At 63.9% G+C, this 18,034-nt stretch carries 18 protein-coding genes and 1 tRNA gene; all 19 read left to right on the top strand.

Going from position 1 to position 18,034, the window contains the following annotated elements; all coding sequences use genetic code 11:
- The first annotated feature begins 109 nt into the window (after nt 1-109).
- On the top strand, nt 110-1,129 hold the full coding sequence (locus MRS60_RS12065; RefSeq protein WP_105390972.1) for an NAD(P)H-quinone oxidoreductase: 1,020 nt from the start codon (nt 110-112) through the stop codon (nt 1,127-1,129).
- Between the two features lie 141 nt (nt 1,130-1,270).
- Nucleotides 1,271-2,026, top strand: coding sequence for a triose-phosphate isomerase (gene tpiA, locus MRS60_RS12060; protein ID WP_034184885.1), 756 nt, complete (start codon nt 1,271-1,273; stop codon nt 2,024-2,026).
- A 72-nt stretch (nt 2,027-2,098) separates the two neighbouring features.
- On the top strand, nt 2,099-2,476 hold the full coding sequence (gene secG / locus MRS60_RS12055; protein ID WP_034184886.1) for a preprotein translocase subunit SecG: 378 nt from the start codon (nt 2,099-2,101) through the stop codon (nt 2,474-2,476).
- Between the two features lie 111 nt (nt 2,477-2,587).
- A tRNA-Leu gene (locus MRS60_RS12050) sits at nt 2,588-2,672 on the top strand.
- A 153-nt stretch (nt 2,673-2,825) separates the two neighbouring features.
- On the top strand, nt 2,826-3,185 hold the full coding sequence (locus MRS60_RS12045; RefSeq protein ID WP_006398798.1) for an NADH-quinone oxidoreductase subunit A: 360 nt from the start codon (nt 2,826-2,828) through the stop codon (nt 3,183-3,185).
- Nucleotides 3,186-3,247: 62 nt separating this feature from the next.
- Nucleotides 3,248-3,727 (top strand): NuoB/complex I 20 kDa subunit family protein, encoded by a 480-nt coding sequence (locus MRS60_RS12040; RefSeq protein WP_006398799.1) that lies wholly within the window; start codon nt 3,248-3,250, stop codon nt 3,725-3,727.
- A 21-nt stretch (nt 3,728-3,748) separates the two neighbouring features.
- Nucleotides 3,749-4,351, top strand: a complete 603-nt coding sequence (locus tag MRS60_RS12035; RefSeq protein ID WP_034184887.1) for an NADH-quinone oxidoreductase subunit C — start codon at nt 3,749-3,751, stop codon at nt 4,349-4,351.
- A gap of 9 nt (nt 4,352-4,360) precedes the next feature.
- Entirely contained in the window at nt 4,361-5,614 is a 1,254-nt protein-coding gene (locus tag MRS60_RS12030; protein ID WP_034184888.1) for an NADH-quinone oxidoreductase subunit D, read from the top strand.
- 174 nt (nt 5,615-5,788) lie between these two features.
- Complete coding sequence (gene nuoE, locus MRS60_RS12025) at nt 5,789-6,274, top strand: NADH-quinone oxidoreductase subunit NuoE (RefSeq protein WP_006756903.1); 486 nt, start codon at nt 5,789-5,791, stop codon at nt 6,272-6,274.
- Nucleotides 6,271-7,581 (top strand): NADH-quinone oxidoreductase subunit NuoF, encoded by a 1,311-nt coding sequence (gene nuoF / locus MRS60_RS12020; RefSeq protein ID WP_034184889.1) that lies wholly within the window; start codon nt 6,271-6,273, stop codon nt 7,579-7,581. Before nuoE ends, nuoF begins: the two co-directional genes overlap by 4 nt.
- An 82-nt stretch (nt 7,582-7,663) precedes the next feature.
- A complete protein-coding gene (gene nuoG / locus MRS60_RS12015; protein ID WP_034184890.1) occupies nt 7,664-9,994 on the top strand; it encodes an NADH-quinone oxidoreductase subunit NuoG in 2,331 nt (776 codons plus the stop codon).
- Nucleotides 9,995-11,062, top strand: a complete 1,068-nt coding sequence (gene nuoH, locus MRS60_RS12010) for an NADH-quinone oxidoreductase subunit NuoH (RefSeq protein ID WP_034184891.1) — start codon at nt 9,995-9,997, stop codon at nt 11,060-11,062.
- A 12-nt stretch (nt 11,063-11,074) separates the two neighbouring features.
- Nucleotides 11,075-11,563 carry an NADH-quinone oxidoreductase subunit NuoI gene (gene nuoI / locus MRS60_RS12005; protein WP_006478270.1) on the top strand — a complete coding sequence of 163 codons (489 nt, stop codon included), beginning with the start codon at nt 11,075-11,077 and terminating at the stop codon, nt 11,561-11,563.
- 103 nt (nt 11,564-11,666) lie between these two features.
- On the top strand, nt 11,667-12,317 hold the full coding sequence (locus MRS60_RS12000; RefSeq protein WP_034184892.1) for an NADH-quinone oxidoreductase subunit J: 651 nt from the start codon (nt 11,667-11,669) through the stop codon (nt 12,315-12,317).
- A gap of 17 nt (nt 12,318-12,334) precedes the next feature.
- Complete coding sequence (gene nuoK, locus MRS60_RS11995; RefSeq protein ID WP_004185739.1) at nt 12,335-12,640, top strand: NADH-quinone oxidoreductase subunit NuoK; 306 nt, start codon at nt 12,335-12,337, stop codon at nt 12,638-12,640.
- 17 nt (nt 12,641-12,657) lie between these two features.
- Nucleotides 12,658-14,712 carry an NADH-quinone oxidoreductase subunit L gene (gene nuoL / locus MRS60_RS11990; RefSeq protein WP_034184893.1) on the top strand — a complete coding sequence of 685 codons (2,055 nt, stop codon included), beginning with the start codon at nt 12,658-12,660 and terminating at the stop codon, nt 14,710-14,712.
- An 18-nt stretch (nt 14,713-14,730) separates the two neighbouring features.
- Nucleotides 14,731-16,221, top strand: coding sequence for an NADH-quinone oxidoreductase subunit M (locus MRS60_RS11985; RefSeq protein ID WP_034184894.1), 1,491 nt, complete (start codon nt 14,731-14,733; stop codon nt 16,219-16,221).
- A gap of 39 nt (nt 16,222-16,260) precedes the next feature.
- Entirely contained in the window at nt 16,261-17,715 is a 1,455-nt protein-coding gene (nuoN, locus tag MRS60_RS11980) for an NADH-quinone oxidoreductase subunit NuoN (protein WP_034184895.1), read from the top strand.
- The gene (locus MRS60_RS11975; RefSeq protein ID WP_034184896.1) at nt 17,715-18,011 is read left to right on the top strand and encodes a DUF2818 family protein; all 297 of its coding nucleotides are present in this window, start codon (nt 17,715-17,717) and stop codon (nt 18,009-18,011) included. The genes nuoN and MRS60_RS11975 overlap by 1 nt, the downstream gene beginning before the upstream one ends.
- Nucleotides 18,012-18,034: the final 23 nt, after the last annotated feature.

Below are 18,034 nucleotides of genomic sequence, written 5' to 3'. Positions count from 1 at the left end.
CGCCGGCCGTTTTTTCTGTAGCATCGTTGTGCGGCGCAGCAGCGCCGGCGAGGCGCCCGTGCCGCGCGCACGGGCGCCATCCGATTCCGATCCTGGAGCCACCGTCACCATGAAAGCCATCGAAATCACCGAATTCGGCGCCCCCGACGTGCTGAAGCTTGCGGAGCGTCCGCGCCCCGAACCGAAGCGCGGCGAGGTGCTGATCAAGGTGGCGGCTTCCGGCGTGAACCGGCCCGACGTATTCCAGCGCAAGGGCGCCTATGCGCCGCCGCCGGGCGCGTCGGATCTGCCGGGCCTTGAGGTCGCGGGCGAGATCGTCGGCGGCGACCTGTCCGATGCCGCGCTGAACCCGTTCGGCCTGAAGCTCGGCGATCGCGTGTGTGCGCTGCTCGCGGGCGGCGGTTATGCCGAGTATGCGGTCGCACCGCTGCCGCAATGCCTGCCGGTGCCCGACGGGCTCACCGATATCGAGGCCGCGTCGCTGCCAGAAACGTTTTTCACCGTGTGGAGCAACGTGTTCGACCGTGCGCAGCTCGGCGCGGGCGAGGGCGGCGAGCAGGAAACGCTGCTCGTGCAGGGCGGCTCGAGCGGCATCGGCGTGACGGCGATCCAGATCGCGCATGCGCTCGGTTTTCGCGTGTTCGCGACGGCCGGCACCGCCGACAAGTGCCGTGCGTGCGAGGCGCTCGGCGCGGAGCGCGCAATCAACTACAAGACCGAAGACTTCGTCGAGGTCGTGAAGTCGCTGACGCACGATCGCGGCGTCGACGTGATCCTTGACATGGTGGCGGGCTCGTACGTGCCGCGCGAGCTGTCCGCGCTCGCGGACGGCGGCCGCCTCGTGCTGATCGCGCTGCTCGGCGGCGCGAAGGCCGACGTCAACCTGAGCGAGATCCTGCGGCGCAGGCTGACGGTCACGGGTTCCACGCTGCGGCCGCGCCCGGTCGAGTTCAAGGCGCGCATCGCCGCGCAACTGAAGGCGCGCGTGTGGCCGCTGATCGCCGACGGCAGCATCAAGCCGGTGATCTATCGTGTGCTGCCGGCCGCGGAAGCCGCGCAGGCGCACGCGCTGATGGAAAGCAGCGAGCATACCGGCAAGATCGTGCTCGATTGGGGTGCGAACGCCTGACGGCCCGTGCGGCCGGCCTTGACATGCGCGGTTTGACCGGTTCAAGCCGTGCGCAGTAAAATCGCGGGTTTGCTTCGCCAGATCAAACCTGACGGCCGGTTTCCGGCGCGTTAATGACACAGCGGTGACGAGACAGACACGATGTCGAAACAGAGAACTAAGCGGGTGATCGGCAACTGGAAGATGCACGGCCGGCTGGCCGGCAACCAGGCGTTGCTGAACGAAGTGGTGCAGGGCGCGGGCGCGGTGGCGGCCGAAACGTCGGTCGGCGTGTGCGTGCCGTTCCCCTATCTCGCGCAGGTTCAGGCGCAGCTCGACGGCGGTCGTGTCGCCTGGGGCGCGCAGGACGTGTCCGCGCACGAGCAGGGCGCGTTCACCGGCGAAGTGGCGGCCGCGATGGTTGCGGAATTCGGCGCGCGCTATGCGATCGTCGGCCACTCGGAGCGTCGCGCGTATCACGGCGAGCGCAACGAGACGGTCGCGGCGAAGACGCAGCGCGCGCTCGCGGCCGGCCTCACGCCGGTCGTGTGCGTCGGCGAGACGCTCGACGAGCGCGAGTCGGGCGCGACCGAGCAGGTCGTCGGTGCGCAGCTCGACGCGGTGCTGGCCGTGCTGACGGCCGACGAGGCTGCACGCATCGTCGTCGCGTACGAGCCGGTCTGGGCGATCGGCACGGGCAAGAGCGCGACGTCGGCGCAGGCACAGGACGTGCACGCGTTCCTGCGTGCGCGTCTCGCGGCAAAGGGCGCGGCTGACGTGTCCGTGCTGTACGGCGGCAGCGTGAAGCCGGACAACGCGGAAGAGCTGTTTGCGCAGCCGGACATCGACGGCGGCCTGATCGGCGGCGCGTCGCTGAAGGCGGAAGATTTCCTGGCGATCTGCCGGGCCGCGCGTTGAGCGGTCTGCGATCGAATTGAACCATGAAGGCGGCCGGTCGATCCGGTCGCCCGATCCAATCGGGTGGGTGTGATGCTGTTATTCAAGACGCTGATTATTGTGGTGCAGGTACTGTCTGCACTCGGTGTGATTGGTCTCGTGCTGCTGCAGCACGGCAAGGGTGCCGACATGGGCGCTGCATTCGGCAGCGGCGCGTCGGGCAGCCTGTTCGGTGCGACGGGCTCGGCGAACTTCCTGTCGCGCACGACGGGCATTCTCGCGACGATCTTTTTTATCGCGACGCTCGCGCTGACGTACCTCGGTTCGTACAAGTCGACGCCGTCGGCGGGCGTGCTCGGCGCGGCTGCGACCGCACCGGCATCGGCGCCTGCAGCGTCGGCGCCGGCCGTTGCGGCATCCGCTGCCGCGGGTTCGGCTGCAAGCGCGCCGGGCCAGGACGTCCCGAAATAAAAAGTTAAATTTTTTGCGTTTGTGCGTTGAACAATTCTAGAAGTCGGGTTAGAATTTAAGTCTTGAAGCGATTCGCGGGAAACAAGCAGCACAACCCGAGTTGCATGCAGTGCCGACGTGGTGAAATTGGTAGACACGCTATCTTGAGGGGGTAGTGGCGAAAGCTGTGCGAGTTCGAGTCTCGCCGTCGGCACCAAAGTTACTCAATGCCAGCCGCTTCCAGTGGCTGGCATTTTTCATTTCTGGGGTGTCCTTGCGGTTGTCTTGCGATCGCCTGCACTCCGAAATGATTCCTTCCGCCGGAAGTGGTATTCTCCGGACGCTCAGAACCAACCGATAGAGGATTGCCTTGAACCTCGCAGCCTATTACCCCGTTTTGTTGTTCCTCCTCGTGGGCACTGGTTTAGGTATAGCGCTGGTCAGCATCGGCAAGCTCCTTGGTCCCAACAAGCCGGACGTCGAGAAGAACGCACCGTACGAGTGCGGCTTCGAAGCCTTTGAAGACGCCCGGATGAAATTCGACGTCCGGTATTACCTCGTCGCCATCCTGTTCATCATCTTCGATCTCGAAACCGCATTCCTGTTTCCGTGGGGCGTCGCGCTCCGGGACATCGGCTGGCCGGGTTTCATCGCAATGATGATTTTTCTGCTCGAATTCCTGCTGGGCTTTGCCTATATCTGGAAGAAAGGCGGGCTCGACTGGGAGTGATGGGTTAATCGCCGGTTTGCATGGGCGGCCACGCTCGGTCGCTCGTCTGGAGTGGAAAGCAAATGAGTATCGAAGGGGTCTTGAAGGAAGGGTTTGTCACCACGACGGCTGACAAGCTGATCAACTGGACGCGTACCGGCTCGCTGTGGCCGATGACGTTCGGGCTCGCGTGTTGCGCCGTCGAGATGATGCATGCGGGCGCGGCCCGTTACGATCTGGACCGGTTCGGCGTCGTGTTTCGTCCGAGCCCGCGTCAATCGGACGTGATGATCGTCGCCGGCACGCTCTGCAACAAGATGGCGCCTGCGCTGCGCCGCGTGTACGACCAGATGGCCGAGCCGCGCTGGGTGATCTCGATGGGGTCGTGCGCGAACGGCGGTGGTTACTACCACTACTCGTACTCGGTGGTCCGCGGCTGCGACCGGATCGTGCCGGTCGACGTCTACGTGCCGGGCTGCCCGCCCACGGCCGAGGCGCTGGTCTACGGCGTGATCCAGCTTCAGGCGAAGATCCGCCGCACCAATACCATCGCCCGTCAATAAAGCCCCGAGCGTCCCCTCAATATGGCAAGCAAAATCGAGATCCTCAAGGCAAACCTCGAAGCCGCGCTCGGCGCGCGCGTGGTGAGCCTCACCGAAGCGATCGGTGAACTGACGCTCGTCGTGAAGGCGAGCGATTACCTCGAAGTCGCAAAGACGCTGCGCGACGATCCGAAGCTGCGTTTCGAGCAACTGATCGACCTCTGCGGCGTCGACTACCAGACCTTCGGCGACGGCGCCTACGACGGCCCGCGTTTCGCGGCCGTGTCGCACCTGCTGTCGGTCACGAACAACTGGCGCCTGCGCCTGCGTGCGTTCGCGCCGGACGACGACCTGCCGATCGTGGCATCGCTGGTCGACATCTGGAGCTCCGCGAACTGGTACGAGCGCGAAGCGTTCGACCTGTACGGCATCGTGTTCGAGGGCCACCCCGACCTGCGCCGCATCCTCACCGACTACGGCTTCATCGGCCACCCGTTCCGCAAGGACTTCCCGGTGTCGGGTTATGTCGAAATGCGTTACGACCCGGAAGAGAAGCGGGTCGTGTACCAGCCGGTGACGATCGAGCCGCGCGAAATCACGCCGCGCGTGATCCGCGAGGATCGCTATGGCGGTCTGAAACATTAAGGGGGCGTCATGGCAGAAATCAAGAACTACACGCTCAACTTCGGCCCGCAGCACCCGGCAGCGCACGGCGTGCTGCGCCTCGTGCTCGAGCTCGACGGCGAAGTCATCCAGCGTGCCGATCCGCACATCGGCCTGCTGCACCGCGCGACCGAAAAGCTCGCGGAATCCAAGACCTTCATCCAGTCCGTGCCGTACATGGACCGTCTCGACTACGTGTCGATGATGGTCAACGAGCACGGCTACGTGCTCGCGATCGAAAAGCTGCTCGGCATCGACGTGCCGGAGCGCGCGCAGTACATCCGCGTGCTGTTCGACGAGATCACGCGCGTGCTGAACCACCTGATGTGGATCGGCGCGCACGCACTCGACGTCGGCGCGATGGCCGTGTTCCTGTACGCATTCCGCGAACGCGAAGACCTGATGGACGTGTACGAAGCGGTGTCCGGCGCCCGGATGCACGCGGCGTACTATCGTCCGGGCGGCGTCTACCGCGACCTGCCTGACGCAATGCCGCAATACAAGGCGTCGAAGATTCGCAACGAGAAGGCGCTCGCGAAGATGAACGAAGCGCGCAGCGGCTCGGTGCTCGACTTCATCGACGACTTCTTCACGCGCTTCCCGAAGTGCGTCGACGAATACGAAACGCTGCTCACCGACAACCGGATCTGGAAGCAGCGTCTGGTCGGGATCGGCGTGGTCAGCCCCGAACGTGCGCTGCAGATGGGCCTGACGGGCCCGATGCTGCGCGGCTCGGGCATCGCGTGGGACCTGCGCAAGAAGCAGCCGTACGAAGTGTACGATCGCATGGATTTCGACGTGCCGGTCGGCGTGAACGGCGATTGCTACGACCGCTATCTGGTGCGCGTCGAAGAAATGCGCCAGTCGATCCGCATCGCGAAACAGTGTATTGAGTGGCTCCGCAAGAATCCGGGCCCGGTGATGACGGACAATCACAAGGTTGCACCGCCGTCGCGCGTCGGCATGAAGACCAACATGGAAGACTTGATTCACCACTTCAAGCTCTTCACCGAAGGTTTCCATGTGCCGGAAGGCGAAGCGTACGCGGCGGTCGAGCATCCGAAGGGCGAGTTCGGCATCTACCTCGTGTCGGACGGTGCCAACAAGCCGTATCGCCTCAAGATTCGCGCGCCGGGTTTCGCGCACCTGGCGTCGCTCGACGAAATGGCGCGCGGTCACATGATCGCCGACGCCGTCACGATCATCGGTACGCAGGACATCGTGTTCGGCGAGATCGATCGCTAATGGTTGCGCCGCCCGTTTGCTCCGGGCGGCGAGCGGTAAGTCACACGCGATGCGCGCTGAACCGGCGCGACTTCGCAAGCTGTCAACAGAGTGAGCGCCAGGTCTGCCGTCCATGCACCCCAAGTGTGCGGCAGGTTCTTCGTTCGGTAGGAATTGAAAGAGTCGTGTCTGAAAATGATCTCAGCTGAAGGCCTGAAGGAAATCGATCGAGCGTTGACGAAGTATCCCGCCGATCAGAAACAGTCCGCCGTGATGTCGGCGTTGGCCGTTGCTCAGGAAGAGCACGGCTGGCTGTCGCCCGAACTGATGCAGTTCGTTGCGGACTATCTCGGCATGCCGGCCGTCGCCGTGCAGGAAGTCGCGACGTTCTACACGATGTACGAGCTCAACCCGGTCGGCAAGCACAAGATCACGCTCTGCACGAACCTGCCGTGCCAGCTTGGCCCGCACGGCGGCGCGGAAGCGACTGCCGACTACCTGAAACAGAAGCTGGGCATCGGCTTCGGCGAAACCACGCCCGACGGCAAGTTCACGCTGAAGGAAGGCGAATGCATGGGCTCGTGCGGCGATGCGCCGGTGCTGCTGGTGAACAATCACAGAATGTGCAGCTTCATGAGCCGCGAGAAGATCGACCAGCTGCTTGAGGAGCTCTCGAAATGACGTCCCTCCACGACCGTCACATCAAACCGCTGATCCTCGCTGGTCTGAACGGCGAGAACTGGCATCTCGAAGACTACGTCGCGCGCGGCGGCTACAAGCAGCTGCGCCGCATTCTCGAAGAAAAGATTCCGCCCGAGCAGGTGATCGCCGACGTCAAGGCGTCGGGCCTGCGCGGCCGTGGCGGTGCGGGCTTCCCGACCGGCCTGAAGTGGAGCTTCATGCCGCGCCAGTTCCCGGGGCAGAAGTACCTCGTCTGCAACTCGGACGAAGGCGAGCCGGGCACGTTCAAGGATCGCGACATCCTGCGCTGGAACCCGCACGCGCTGATCGAAGGCATGGCCATCGGCGCATACGCGATGGGCATCACCGTCGGCTACAACTACATCCACGGCGAAATCTTCGAAGTGTATCGGCGCTTCGAGGCCGCGCTCGATGAAGCGCGCGCCGCAGGCTTCCTCGGCGACCACATCATGGGTTCCGAATTCTCGTTCCAGCTGCACGCGCACCACGGTTACGGCGCGTACATCTGCGGCGAGGAAACGGCGCTGCTCGAGTCGCTCGAAGGCAAGAAGGGCCAGCCGCGCTTCAAGCCGCCGTTCCCGGCGAGCTTCGGCGTGTACGGCAAGCCGACCACGATCAACAACACCGAGACGTTCGCCGCGGTGCCGTTCCTGCTGTCCATCGGGCCGCAGAATTATCTCGAGATCGGCAAGCCGAACAACGGCGGCACGAAGATTTTCTCGGTGTCGGGCGACGTCGAGCGTCCGGGCAACTACGAAGTGCCGCTCGGCACGCCGTTCGCGACGCTGATGGAGCTCGCCGGCGGGATGCGCGGCGGCAAGAAGATCAAGGCCGTGATTCCGGGCGGTTCGTCGGCACCGGTGATCCCGGGCGACATCATGATGCAGACCGATCTCGACTACGATTCGATCGCGAAGGCGGGCTCGATGCTCGGTTCCGGCGCGGTGATCGTGATGGACGAGACGCGCTGCATGGTGCGCTCGCTGCTGCGTCTGTCGTACTTCTACTACGAGGAATCGTGCGGCCAGTGCACGCCGTGCCGCGAAGGCACCGGCTGGCTGTATCGCGTCGTGAACCGTATCGAGCACGGCGAAGGCCGCCAGGAGGATCTGGACCTGCTGAACTCGGTTGCCGAGAACATCATGGGCCGCACGATCTGTGCGCTCGGCGATGCGGCGGCGATGCCGGTACGCGGGATGCTCAAGCACTACTGGGACGAATTCGCGTACCACGTCGAGCACAAGCACTGCATGGTCGGCGGCCACGCGCACGCGGCTGCGGCCTGAAGCGAACCCGGTTGCGGAATTTGAGCGCACGGTCGGGCGAAGGCGCGAACGGGCGGAAATAGGTTAAGGACCATTCACCATCATGGTTGAACTTGAAATAGACGGCAAGAAGGTCGAGGTGCCCGAAGGCAGCATGGTGATCCAGGCTGCGCACAAGGCGGATACGTACATTCCTCACTTCTGCTATCACAAGAAACTGTCGGTTGCGGCCAACTGCCGGATGTGTCTCGTCGAAGTCGAGAAGATGCCGAAGGCCGTGCCTGCCTGCGCGACTCCCGTGTCGGCCGGCATGATCGTCCACACGCAGTCCGACAAGGCCGTGAAGGCGCAGCAGTCGGTGATGGAATTCCTCCTCATCAATCACCCGCTCGATTGCCCGATCTGCGATCAGGGCGGCGAATGCCAGCTGCAGGATCTGGCGGTCGGCTACGGCAAGTCGTCGTCGCGCTACTCGGAAGAAAAGCGCGTGGTGTTCCACAAGAACGTGGGCCCGCTGATCTCGATGGAAGAAATGTCGCGCTGCATCCACTGCACGCGCTGCGTCCGCTTCGGCCAGGAAATCGCCGGCGTGATGGAGTTCGGCATGCTGGGCCGCGGCGAGCACTCGGAAATCACGACGTTCGTCGGCAAGACGGTCGATTCCGAGATGTCGGGCAACATGATCGACCTGTGCCCGGTCGGCGCGCTGACCAGCAAGCCGTTCCGCTACAGCGCCCGTACTTGGGAACTGTCGCGCCGCAAGTCGGTGAGCCCGCACGATTCCGTCGGCGCGAACCTCGTCGTGCAGGTGAAGAACAACCGCGTGATGCGCGTGCTGCCGTTCGAGAACGAAGCGATCAACGAATGCTGGATCTCGGACAAGGACCGCTTCTCGTATGAAGGCCTCAACAGCGAAGAGCGCCTGACGAAGCCGATGCTGAAGCAGGGCGGCCAGTGGATCGAAACCGACTGGCAGACCGCGCTCGAATACGTCGCGAAGGGCCTGAAGGGCATCGCCGCGGATCACGGCGCGAACGCGCTGGCGATGCTCGCGAGCGCGCACAGCACCGCTGAAGAGCTGTTCCTCGTGAAGCAGCTCGCACACGAACTGAAGACGCCGAACGTCGATTTCCGTCTGCGTCAGCAGGATTTCTCGGCGCCGGTGCAGGGCGCGCCGTGGCTCGGCATGCCGATCGCCGACCTGTCGAACGTGGACGCCGCGTTCGTCGTCGGTTCGTTCCTGCGCCGCGACCATCCGCTGTTCGCCGCGCGCCTGCGTCAGGCCGCGAAGAACGGCGCGAAGCTGCACTTCCTGCACGCGACCGGTGACGACGCACTGATCCCGACCGCGCAGCGCATCGTCGCCGCGCCGTCGGCATGGCTCGACGAGCTGGCCGGCATCGCCGCGGCCGTCGCGCAACTGCGCGGCGTCGCGCTGCCCGACACGCTCGCCGGCGTCACCGCATCGCCGGCCGCCCAGGCGGTCGCGCAGTCGCTCGCGAACGGCGAGCGACGCGCGGTGCTGCTCGGCAACGTCGCGGTCCGCCATCCGGAATTCGCGAAGCTGCACGCGGTCGCCCAGTGGATCGCCGACAACACCGGCGCCACGTTCGGCTTCCTGACGGAAGCGGCTAACACGGTCGGCGCGCACGTCGTCGGCGCGCTGCCGGGCGAAGGCGGCCTGAATGCGCGCGAAGCGTTCGCGCAGCCGCGCAAGGGCTACGTGCTGCTGAACGTCGAACCGGAATTCGACACTGCCGATCCGGCGCAGGCGCTTGCCGCGCTGAACCAGGCCGAGATGGTCGTCGTGATGTCGCCGTTCAAGCACGGCCTCGACTACGCCGACGTGCTGCTGCCGGTTGCGCCGTTCACGGAAACGGCCGGCACGTTCGTCAACGCGGAAGGCACCGTGCAGAGCTTCAACGGCGTCGTGCGCCCGCTCGGCGACACGCGTCCGGCCTGGAAGGTGCTGCGCGTGCTGGGCAGCCTGCTCGGCCTGCCGAACTTCGAATACGAGACGGCGGAAGAAGTGCGTCTCGCGGCGCTCGGCGATGAAGGCGTCGCGGGCCGTCTGTCGAACCAGACGTCGGTCGCGCCGGCGCGCGTCGCGGCGAATGCCGCGAACGGCGGCTTCGAGCGCCTGGCCGATGTGCCGATCTATCACGCCGACGCGCTCGTGCGCCGCGCAGGTGCACTGCACCTGACGGCCGCCGCGAAGGCGGCGAATGCCGCAGCCCTGCCGGCCGCGCTGTTCGACAAGCTGGGCTTGAAGGAAGGCGACGCCGTGCGCGTGCGCCAGGGCGAGCGTGCGGTGCAGTTGCCGGCCGTGCGCGACGCGAATCTTGCGGAGACGGTCGTTCGCGTGTCGGCGGCGACGCCTGCCGGCGCAGCGCTCGGCAGCCTGTCCGGTGAACTGGTGGTGGAGAAGGCGTAAATGAGCTTGTTCGATACGATCAACGCGGGCGGAGCCCAGCTTCTCGGCTTCGCGTGGCCGACGGTGTGGGCAGTCGTGCGCATCCTCGTCGTCTCCGTCGTCATCCTGCTGTGCGTCGCGTACCTGATTCTGTGGGAACGCAAGCTGATCGGCTGGATGCACGTGCGTCTCGGTCCGAACCGCGTCGGCCCCGGCGGCCTGCTGCAGCCGATCGCCGACGTGCTGAAGCTGCTGCTGAAGGAAGTCATTCAGCCGAGCGCCGCCAGCCGCTGGCTGTACCTGATCGCGCCGGTCATGACCGTCGTGCCGGCATTCGCCGTGTGGGCCGTGATCCCGTTCCAGGCTCAGGCCGTGCTCGCGAACATCAACGCGGGCCTGCTGTACGCGATGGCGATCTCGTCGATCGGCGTGTACGCGGTGATCCTTGCGGGCTGGGCGTCGAACTCGAAGTACGCGTTCCTCGGCGCGATGCGCGCCGCGGCGCAGATGGTCTCGTACGAAATCTCGATGGGCTTCGCGCTGGTGCTGGTGCTGATGACGGCCGGCAGCCTGAACATGTCGGAAATCGTCGGTTCGCAGCAGCACGGCTTCTTCGCGGGCCACGGCGTGAACTTCCTGTCGTGGAACTGGCTGCCGCTGCTGCCGGCGTTCGTCGTCTACTTCATCTCGGGCATCGCCGAAACGAACCGTCACCCGTTCGACGTGGTGGAAGGGGAGTCGGAAATCGTTGCCGGTCACATGATCGACTACTCGGGCATGGCGTTCGCGCTGTTCTTCCTCGCCGAGTACATCAACATGATCGTGATCTCGGCACTGGCTGCGACGCTGTTCCTCGGCGGCTGGGATGCACCGTTCGAGTTCCTGTCGTTCATTCCGGGCATCTTCTGGCTGGTGCTGAAGGTCTTTGCGCTGCTGTCGGTGTTCATCTGGGTTCGCGCGACGTTCCCGCGCTACCGTTACGACCAGATCATGCGTCTGGGCTGGAAGGTGTTCCTGCCCGTCACGGTGATCTGGGTGGTCGTGGTCGGCTTCTGGATGATGTCGCCGCTCAACATCTGGGTGAAGTAATCGGACGAAATCATGACGGCAATCCAACACTTCTTTAAGACCTTCTTCCTGACCGAGCTGCTGAAGGGGCTCGCGCTGACCGGTCGTTACACGTTCAAGCGCAAGTTCACCGTGCAGTTCCCGGAAGAGAAGACCCCGATCTCGCCGCGTTTTCGGGGGCTGCACGCACTGCGCCGCTACGAGAACGGCGAAGAGCGCTGCATCGCGTGCAAGCTGTGCGAGGCCGTGTGTCCCGCATTGGCGATCACGATCGAATCGGAAACGCGCGCGGACAACACGCGCCGCACGACGCGCTACGACATCGACCTGACGAAGTGCATCTTCTGCGGTTTCTGCGAAGAGAGCTGCCCGGTCGATTCGATCGTCGAGACGCAGATTCTCGAGTACCACGGCGAAAAGCGCGGCGACCTGTATTTCACGAAGGAAATGCTGCTCGCGGTGGGCGATCGCTACGAGAAGGACATCGCCGCGGCGAAGGCTGCCGACGCGCCGTATCGTTGATTGTGTTTGCAGTGCCGGCCCGCAACATGGGCCGAGCCGCCGCGACGGGTGCGGGCGTCCCGCAAGCCGCGCCTGACTATGGCCTAACGATGAACCGGTAATCATGGAATTCACGACCGTACTGTTCTACATCTTCGCGCTGCTCCTGGTGGTATCAGGGCTGAAGGTGATCACTTCGCGCAACCCGGTGGCGTCTGCGCTTTTCCTTGTGCTGGCGTTCTTCAACGCCGCCGCGATCTGGATGCTGCTGGAAGCGGAGTTCCTCGCGATCCTGCTGGTGCTGGTCTACGTGGGCGCCGTGATGGTGCTGTTCCTGTTCGTCGTGATGATGCTGGACATCAACATCGACTACCTGCGCCGCGACTTCAAGCGCTTCGTACCGATGGCGACCGTGGTCGGCGCGATCATCGTGATCGAGACCGCGCTGATCCTTTGGCGCGGCTACGGCGACACGCACACGGTGCACGCGATGGCGACGGGCGAGATGGCCAACTGGTCGAACACGCGACTGATCGGCAAGGTGATCTACACCGACTACATCTTCGCGTTTGAAATCGCCGGCCTCGTGCTGCTGGTCGCGATCATTGCCGCGATCGGGCTGACCGAGCGCAAGGGCAAGGACAGCAAGCGCCAGCGCGTGTCGGATCAGGTCAAGGTGCGCCGCAACGATCGCGTGCGCCTCGTGAAGATGGAAGCGGACAAGCCGGAGCCGGAAACGGCGCAGAGCGAAGCCGGTACGAGCACCAACGGCTAAGCGGAGGAAAGAAAACCATGTTGACTCTTGCTCACTACCTCGTGCTCGGCGCGATCCTGTTTGCGATCGCGATCGTCGGGATCTTCCTGAACCGCCGCAACATCATCATCATCCTGATGGCGATCGAACTGATGCTGCTGGCGGTGAATACCAACTTCGTCGCGTTCTCGCACTACCTCGGCGATGTGCACGGCCAGATCTTCGTGTTCTTCGTGCTGACGGTCGCCGCAGCGGAAGCCGCGATCGGCCTCGCGATTCTGGTGACCCTGTTCCGTAAGCTCGACACGATCAATGTCGAGGATCTCGATCAGCTCAAAGGTTAATTTCAGGCAACGCTGTTATGTCAACGACACTCAATGAAAACCTGCTGCTGGCGATTCCGCTCGCTCCGCTGGCCGGCTCGCTGATTGCGGGGCTGTTCGGGAACGCAGTCGGGCGCAAGGGCGCACACCGGATCACGATCCTCGGCGTGATGATCGCGTTCCTCCTGTCGGCGAAAGTCTTCGTCGACGTGATGGGCGGCGCGAGCTTCAACGCGACCATCTACGAATGGATGCGGGTCGGCTCGCTGAAGCTCGAAGTCGGCTTCCTGGTCGATTCGATGACCGCGATGATGATGGTCGTCGTGACCTTCGTGTCGCTGATGGTGCACATCTACACGATCGGCTACATGTCGGAAGAAGACGGCTACCAGCGCTTCTTCTCGTACATCTCGCTGTTCACGTTCTCGATGCTGATGCTCGTGATGAGCAACAACTTCCTGCAGCTGTTCTTCGGCTGGGAAGCGGTGGGTCTGGTGTCGTACCTGCTGATCGGCTTCTACTTCACGCGTGAGAGCGCGATCTACGCGAACATGAAGGCGTTCCTCGTGAACCGCGTGGGCGACTTCGGCTTCCTGCTCGGCATCGGCCTGCTGCTCGCGTTCGCCGGCTCGATGAACTACGGCGAAGTGTTCGCGAAGCGCGCGGAGCTCGCGAGCCTGCACTTCCCGGGCACCGACTGGGGCCTGCTGACCGTCGCCTGTATCTGCCTGTTCATCGGCGCGATGGGTAAATCGGCACAGTTCCCGCTGCACGTGTGGCTGCCGGACTCGATGGAAGGCCCGACCCCGATCTCGGCGCTGATTCACGCGGCGACGATGGTGACGGCCGGCATCTTCATGGTGTCGCGCATGTCGCCGCTGTTCGAGCTGTCGGACACCGCGCTGTCGTTCGTCACGGTGATCGGCGCGATCACGGCGCTGTTCATGGGCTTCCTCGGCATCATCCAGAACGACATCAAGCGCGTGGTCGCGTATTCGACGCTGTCGCAGCTCGGCTACATGACGGTCGCGCTCGGCGTGTCCGCGTACCCGGTCGCATTGTTCCACCTGATGACGCACGCGTTCTTCAAGGCGCTGCTGTTCCTCGCCGCGGGCTCGGTGATCATCGGCATGCACCACGACCAGGACATCCGCAACATGGGCGGCCTGCGCAAGTACATGCCGATCACGTGGATCACGTCGCTGATCGGCTCGCTCGCACTGATCGGCACGCCGTTCTTCTCCGGCTTCTACTCGAAGGATTCGATCATCGAGGCCGTGAAGGAATCGCATCTCGCGGGTTCGGGCTTCGCGTACTTCGCGGTGGTCGCCAGCGTGTTCGTGACGGCGCTGTACTCGTTCCGCATGTACTTCCTCGTGTTCCACGGCGAAGAGCGCTTCCGCAAGCCGAAGCATCCTGAATCGCCGATGGGCATGGCGGCCGCGCACGGTCACGACGATCACGGCCACGGCCATGGTCACGACGACCACGCACACGAACCGCACGAGACCCCGTGGGTCGTGTGGCTGCCGCTCGTGCTGCTCGCGATTCCGTCGGTGATCGTCGGTGCGATCGCGATCGGCCCGATGCTGTACGGCAGCTTCTTCGAACATGGCGTGGCATTCGACAAGGTGATCTTCATCGGCGAAAACCACCCGGGCCTCGAAGAGCTGGGCAAGGAATTCCATGGCTGGGCCGCGATGGGCCTGCACTCGCTGACGACGCTGCCGTTGTGGCTCGCGATCGCCGGCGTCGTGGTCGCGTGGTTCCTGTACCTGAAGCGTCCTGAGCTGCCTGCCGTGATCCGCCGCGCGTTCGGCCCGATCTACACGCTGCTCGACAACAAGTACTACATGGACAAGATCAACGAGGTGGTGTTTGCCAAGGGCTCGGTCGCGATCGGCCGCGGTCTGTGGAAAGAGGGCGATGTCGTCGTGATCGACGGTCTCGTCAACGGCAGCGCCCGGTTCATCGGCTGGTTCGCCGGCGTGATCCGCTTCCTCCAATCCGGTTACATCTATCACTACGCGTTCGCCATGATCATCGGCATGCTGGGGCTCTTGACCCTGTTTGTAACGCTCGGCGGCAAATAAGGCGAGGGGACAAGAACAATGCACGCTTTTCCGATTCTCAGTACCGCGATCTGGCTGCCGATCGTTTTCGGCCTCCTCGTGCTCGCGGTGGGTAACGACAAAAATCCGGGGACGGCCCGCTGGGTCGCGCTGATCGGCTCGCTGCTCGGCCTCGCGGTCACGATTCCGCTGATCACGGGCTTCGACTCGAGCACGGCTGCGCTGCAGTTCGTCGAGAAGTCGACCTGGATCGAACGCTTCGACATCGCGTATCACCTCGGCGTCGACGGTATCTCGATGTGGTTCGTCGTACTGACCGCGCTGATCACGGTGATCGTCGTGATCGCCGCGTGGGAAGTGATCACCGAGAACGTCGCGCAGTACCTCGCGGCCTTCCTGATCCTGTCCGGGATCATGATCGGCGTGTTCTCGGCGGCCGACGGCCTGCTGTTCTACGTGTTCTTCGAGGCGACCCTGATCCCGATGTACATCATCATCGGCGTGTGGGGCGGCCCGAACCGCGTGTATGCGGCGTTCAAGTTCTTCCTGTACACGCTGGCCGGCTCGCTGCTGATGCTGGTCGCGCTGATCTACCTGTACACGGAAACGCACTCGTTCGACCTCGCGACGTGGCAGAACGCGAAGATCGCGATGACGCCACAGATCCTGCTGTTCATCGCGTTCTTCCTTGCGTTCGCGGTGAAGGTGCCGATGTGGCCGGTGCACACCTGGCTGCCGGACGCGCACGTGGAAGCGCCGACGGGCGGTTCGGTCGTGCTGGCTGCGATCATGCTGAAGCTCGGCGCGTACGGTTTCCTGCGCTTCTCGCTGCCGATCACGCCTGACGCGAGCCACTTCCTGGCACCCGTCGTGATCACGCTGTCGCTGATCGCGGTGATCTACATCGGCCTCGTCGCGATGGTGCAGTCCGACATGAAGAAGCTGGTCGCGTATTCGTCGATTGCGCACATGGGCTTCGTCACGCTCGGCTTCTTCATCTTCAACCAGCTCGGCGTCGAAGGCGCGATCGTCCAGATGATCTCGCACGGCTTCGTGTCGGGCGCGATGTTCCTCTGCATCGGCGTGCTGTACGACCGCTTGCACTCGCGCCAGATCGCCGACTACGGCGGCGTCGTCAACGTGATGCCGAAGTTCGCGGCATTCGCGATGCTGTTCTCGATGGCCAACTGCGGCCTGCCGGGTACGTCGGGTTTCGTCGGCGAGTTCATGGTGATTCTCGCGGCCGTCCAGTACAACTTCTGGATCGCATTCGGCGCGGCATTCACGCTGATCCTCGGTGCCGCATACACGCTGTGGATGTACAAGCGCGTGTACTTCGGCGCGGTGGCGAACGATCACGTCGCCAAGCTGAAGGACATCGGCCGTCGCGAATTCCTGATGCTGGCCGTGCTGGCCGCGTTCACGATGCTGATGGGCCTGTATCCGAAGCCCTTTACCGACGTGATGCACGTTTCCGTCGAAAACCTCCTCTCCCACGTCGCGCAGTCCAAGCTGCCGCTGGCCCAGTAATCGCGAGCGGAGGAAATCAAGATCATGCAAAACGCTCCTATGAATGTCCTGTTGCCTGACGCGCTGGTGATGGCCGCCATCGTCGTCGCATGGCTGAACGACACCTTTACCGGTGCTTCCGGCCGCCGGCTGACCTATCTGATCGCGGTCGTATCGTCGGTCGTCGCCGGCGTGTGGTTTGCGGTGCAGGCGCTCGACCCGCAGCAGTACTACTTCTTCTCGAAGATGGTCGTCGTCGACTCGTTCGCGAGCACGATGAAGGCCGTCGTGTCGTTCGGTTTCGCGGTCTCGCTCGTCTATTCGCGCAAGTACCTCGAAGATCGCGACATGTTCCGCGGCGACGTGTTCCTGCTCGGCATGTTCTCGCTGCTCGGCCAGCTGGTCATGGTGTCGGGCAACAACTTCCTGACGCTGTACCTCGGTCTCGAACTGATGTCGCTGTCGCTGTACGCGGTCATCGCGCTGCGCCGCGATGCCCCGCAGTCGAGCGAAGCCGCGATGAAGTACTACGTGCTGGGCGCGCTTGCGTCGGGCTTCGTGCTGTACGGCATCTCGATGCTCTACGGTGCGACCGGCTCGCTCGAGCTGGGCGAGGTGTACAAGGCGGTCGGCGGCAACACCGACGCAGCCGTGCTGATGTTCGGCGTGGTCTTCATCGTCGCCGGTATCGCGTTCAAGCTCGGCGCCGTGCCGTTCCACATGTGGGTGCCGGACGTCTACCAGGGCGCACCGACCGCGATGACGCTGTTCGTCGGCGGCGGCCCGAAGGTTGCCGCGTTCGCGTGGGGCCTGCGGTTCCTGGTGATGGGCCTGCTGCCGCTCGCGCAGAACTGGCAGACCGCGCTCGTGATCCTCGCCGCACTGTCGCTGATCGTCGGCAACATCACGGGTATCGTCCAGCGCAACATCAAGCGGATGCTCGCCTACTCGGCGATCTCGAACATGGGCTTCGTGCTGCTCGGCCTGCTCGCGGGCATCGTGAAGGGCGACGCGGCGGCACCGGCGAACGCATACAGCTCGGCGATGTTCTACGCGATCGTCTACCTGATCACGACGCTCGGCTCGTTCGGCGTGGTGATGCTGCTCGCGCGCCGCGATTTCGAAGCCGAAACGATCGACGACTTCAAGGGCCTCAACAAGCGCAGCCCGGTGTTCGCGTTCGTGATGATGGTCATGATGTTCTCGCTGGCAGGCATCCCGCCGACCGTCGGCTTCTACGCGAAGCTTGCCGTGCTCGAGGCAACCGTCAACGCGGGCCTCACGTGGCTGGCCGTGCTGGCCGTGATCACGTCGCTGTTCGGCGCGTTCTACTACCTGCGCATCGTGAAGCTGATGTACTTCGATGCACCGCAGGATTCGACGCCGATCTCGGGCGATATCTGCAAGCGCACGATCCTCGTGCTGAACGGCCTGGCGGTCGTCGTGCTCGGCCTGATCCCGAGCCCGCTGCTGACGGCGTGCCTGCAGGCGATCCGTCACACGCTGCCGCTGTAATGTCGGCAGCCGGCTGGTTTATCGTGCTGTTGGCGCTCGTGTGCGCCAACCTGCCGTTCCTGAACCAACGCCTCTTCGCCGTCGTGCCGTTCGGCGCGGCGAAGAAGAGTGCGTGGGTGCGGATCGGCGAGCTGATCGTGCTGTACTTCGTGGTCGGCGCGCTCGGCTTCTGGCTCGAGTCGCGCGCCGGCAACCGCTTCGAACAGGGCTGGCAGTTTTACGCGATCACGTTCAGTCTTTTCATCGTGTTCGCGTTTCCCGGCTTCACGTTCCAGTATCTCGTCAAACGACGCTGACGGCTTCGGCCGTCAGTCGTGCT

Origin of the sequence: Burkholderia pyrrocinia, assembly GCF_022809715.1 — a bacterium.
In the GTDB taxonomy this organism is placed as follows: Bacteria; Pseudomonadota; Gammaproteobacteria; order Burkholderiales; family Burkholderiaceae; genus Burkholderia; species Burkholderia pyrrocinia_C.
Note: the sequence above shows the minus strand (reverse complement) of the source record. Positions and strands in the feature narration are given on the sequence as shown.

Coding starts and splice junctions, on each gene's coding strand:
- MRS60_RS12065 (WP_105390972.1), top strand. CDS start 110: ATGAAAGCCATCGAAATCACCGAATTCGGCGCCCCCGACGTGCTGAAG.
- tpiA (WP_034184885.1), top strand. CDS start 1,271: ATGTCGAAACAGAGAACTAAGCGGGTGATCGGCAACTGGAAGATGCAC.
- secG (WP_034184886.1), top strand. CDS start 2,099: ATGCTGTTATTCAAGACGCTGATTATTGTGGTGCAGGTACTGTCTGCA.
- MRS60_RS12040 (WP_006398799.1), top strand. CDS start 3,248: ATGAGTATCGAAGGGGTCTTGAAGGAAGGGTTTGTCACCACGACGGCT.
- MRS60_RS12035 (WP_034184887.1), top strand. CDS start 3,749: ATGGCAAGCAAAATCGAGATCCTCAAGGCAAACCTCGAAGCCGCGCTC.
- MRS60_RS12030 (WP_034184888.1), top strand. CDS start 4,361: ATGGCAGAAATCAAGAACTACACGCTCAACTTCGGCCCGCAGCACCCG.
- nuoE (WP_006756903.1), top strand. CDS start 5,789: ATGATCTCAGCTGAAGGCCTGAAGGAAATCGATCGAGCGTTGACGAAG.
- nuoF (WP_034184889.1), top strand. CDS start 6,271: ATGACGTCCCTCCACGACCGTCACATCAAACCGCTGATCCTCGCTGGT.
- nuoG (WP_034184890.1), top strand. CDS start 7,664: ATGGTTGAACTTGAAATAGACGGCAAGAAGGTCGAGGTGCCCGAAGGC.
- nuoH (WP_034184891.1), top strand. CDS start 9,995: ATGAGCTTGTTCGATACGATCAACGCGGGCGGAGCCCAGCTTCTCGGC.
- nuoI (WP_006478270.1), top strand. CDS start 11,075: ATGACGGCAATCCAACACTTCTTTAAGACCTTCTTCCTGACCGAGCTG.
- MRS60_RS12000 (WP_034184892.1), top strand. CDS start 11,667: ATGGAATTCACGACCGTACTGTTCTACATCTTCGCGCTGCTCCTGGTG.
- nuoK (WP_004185739.1), top strand. CDS start 12,335: ATGTTGACTCTTGCTCACTACCTCGTGCTCGGCGCGATCCTGTTTGCG.
- nuoL (WP_034184893.1), top strand. CDS start 12,658: ATGTCAACGACACTCAATGAAAACCTGCTGCTGGCGATTCCGCTCGCT.
- MRS60_RS11985 (WP_034184894.1), top strand. CDS start 14,731: ATGCACGCTTTTCCGATTCTCAGTACCGCGATCTGGCTGCCGATCGTT.
- nuoN (WP_034184895.1), top strand. CDS start 16,261: ATGAATGTCCTGTTGCCTGACGCGCTGGTGATGGCCGCCATCGTCGTC.
- MRS60_RS11975 (WP_034184896.1), top strand. CDS start 17,715: ATGTCGGCAGCCGGCTGGTTTATCGTGCTGTTGGCGCTCGTGTGCGCC.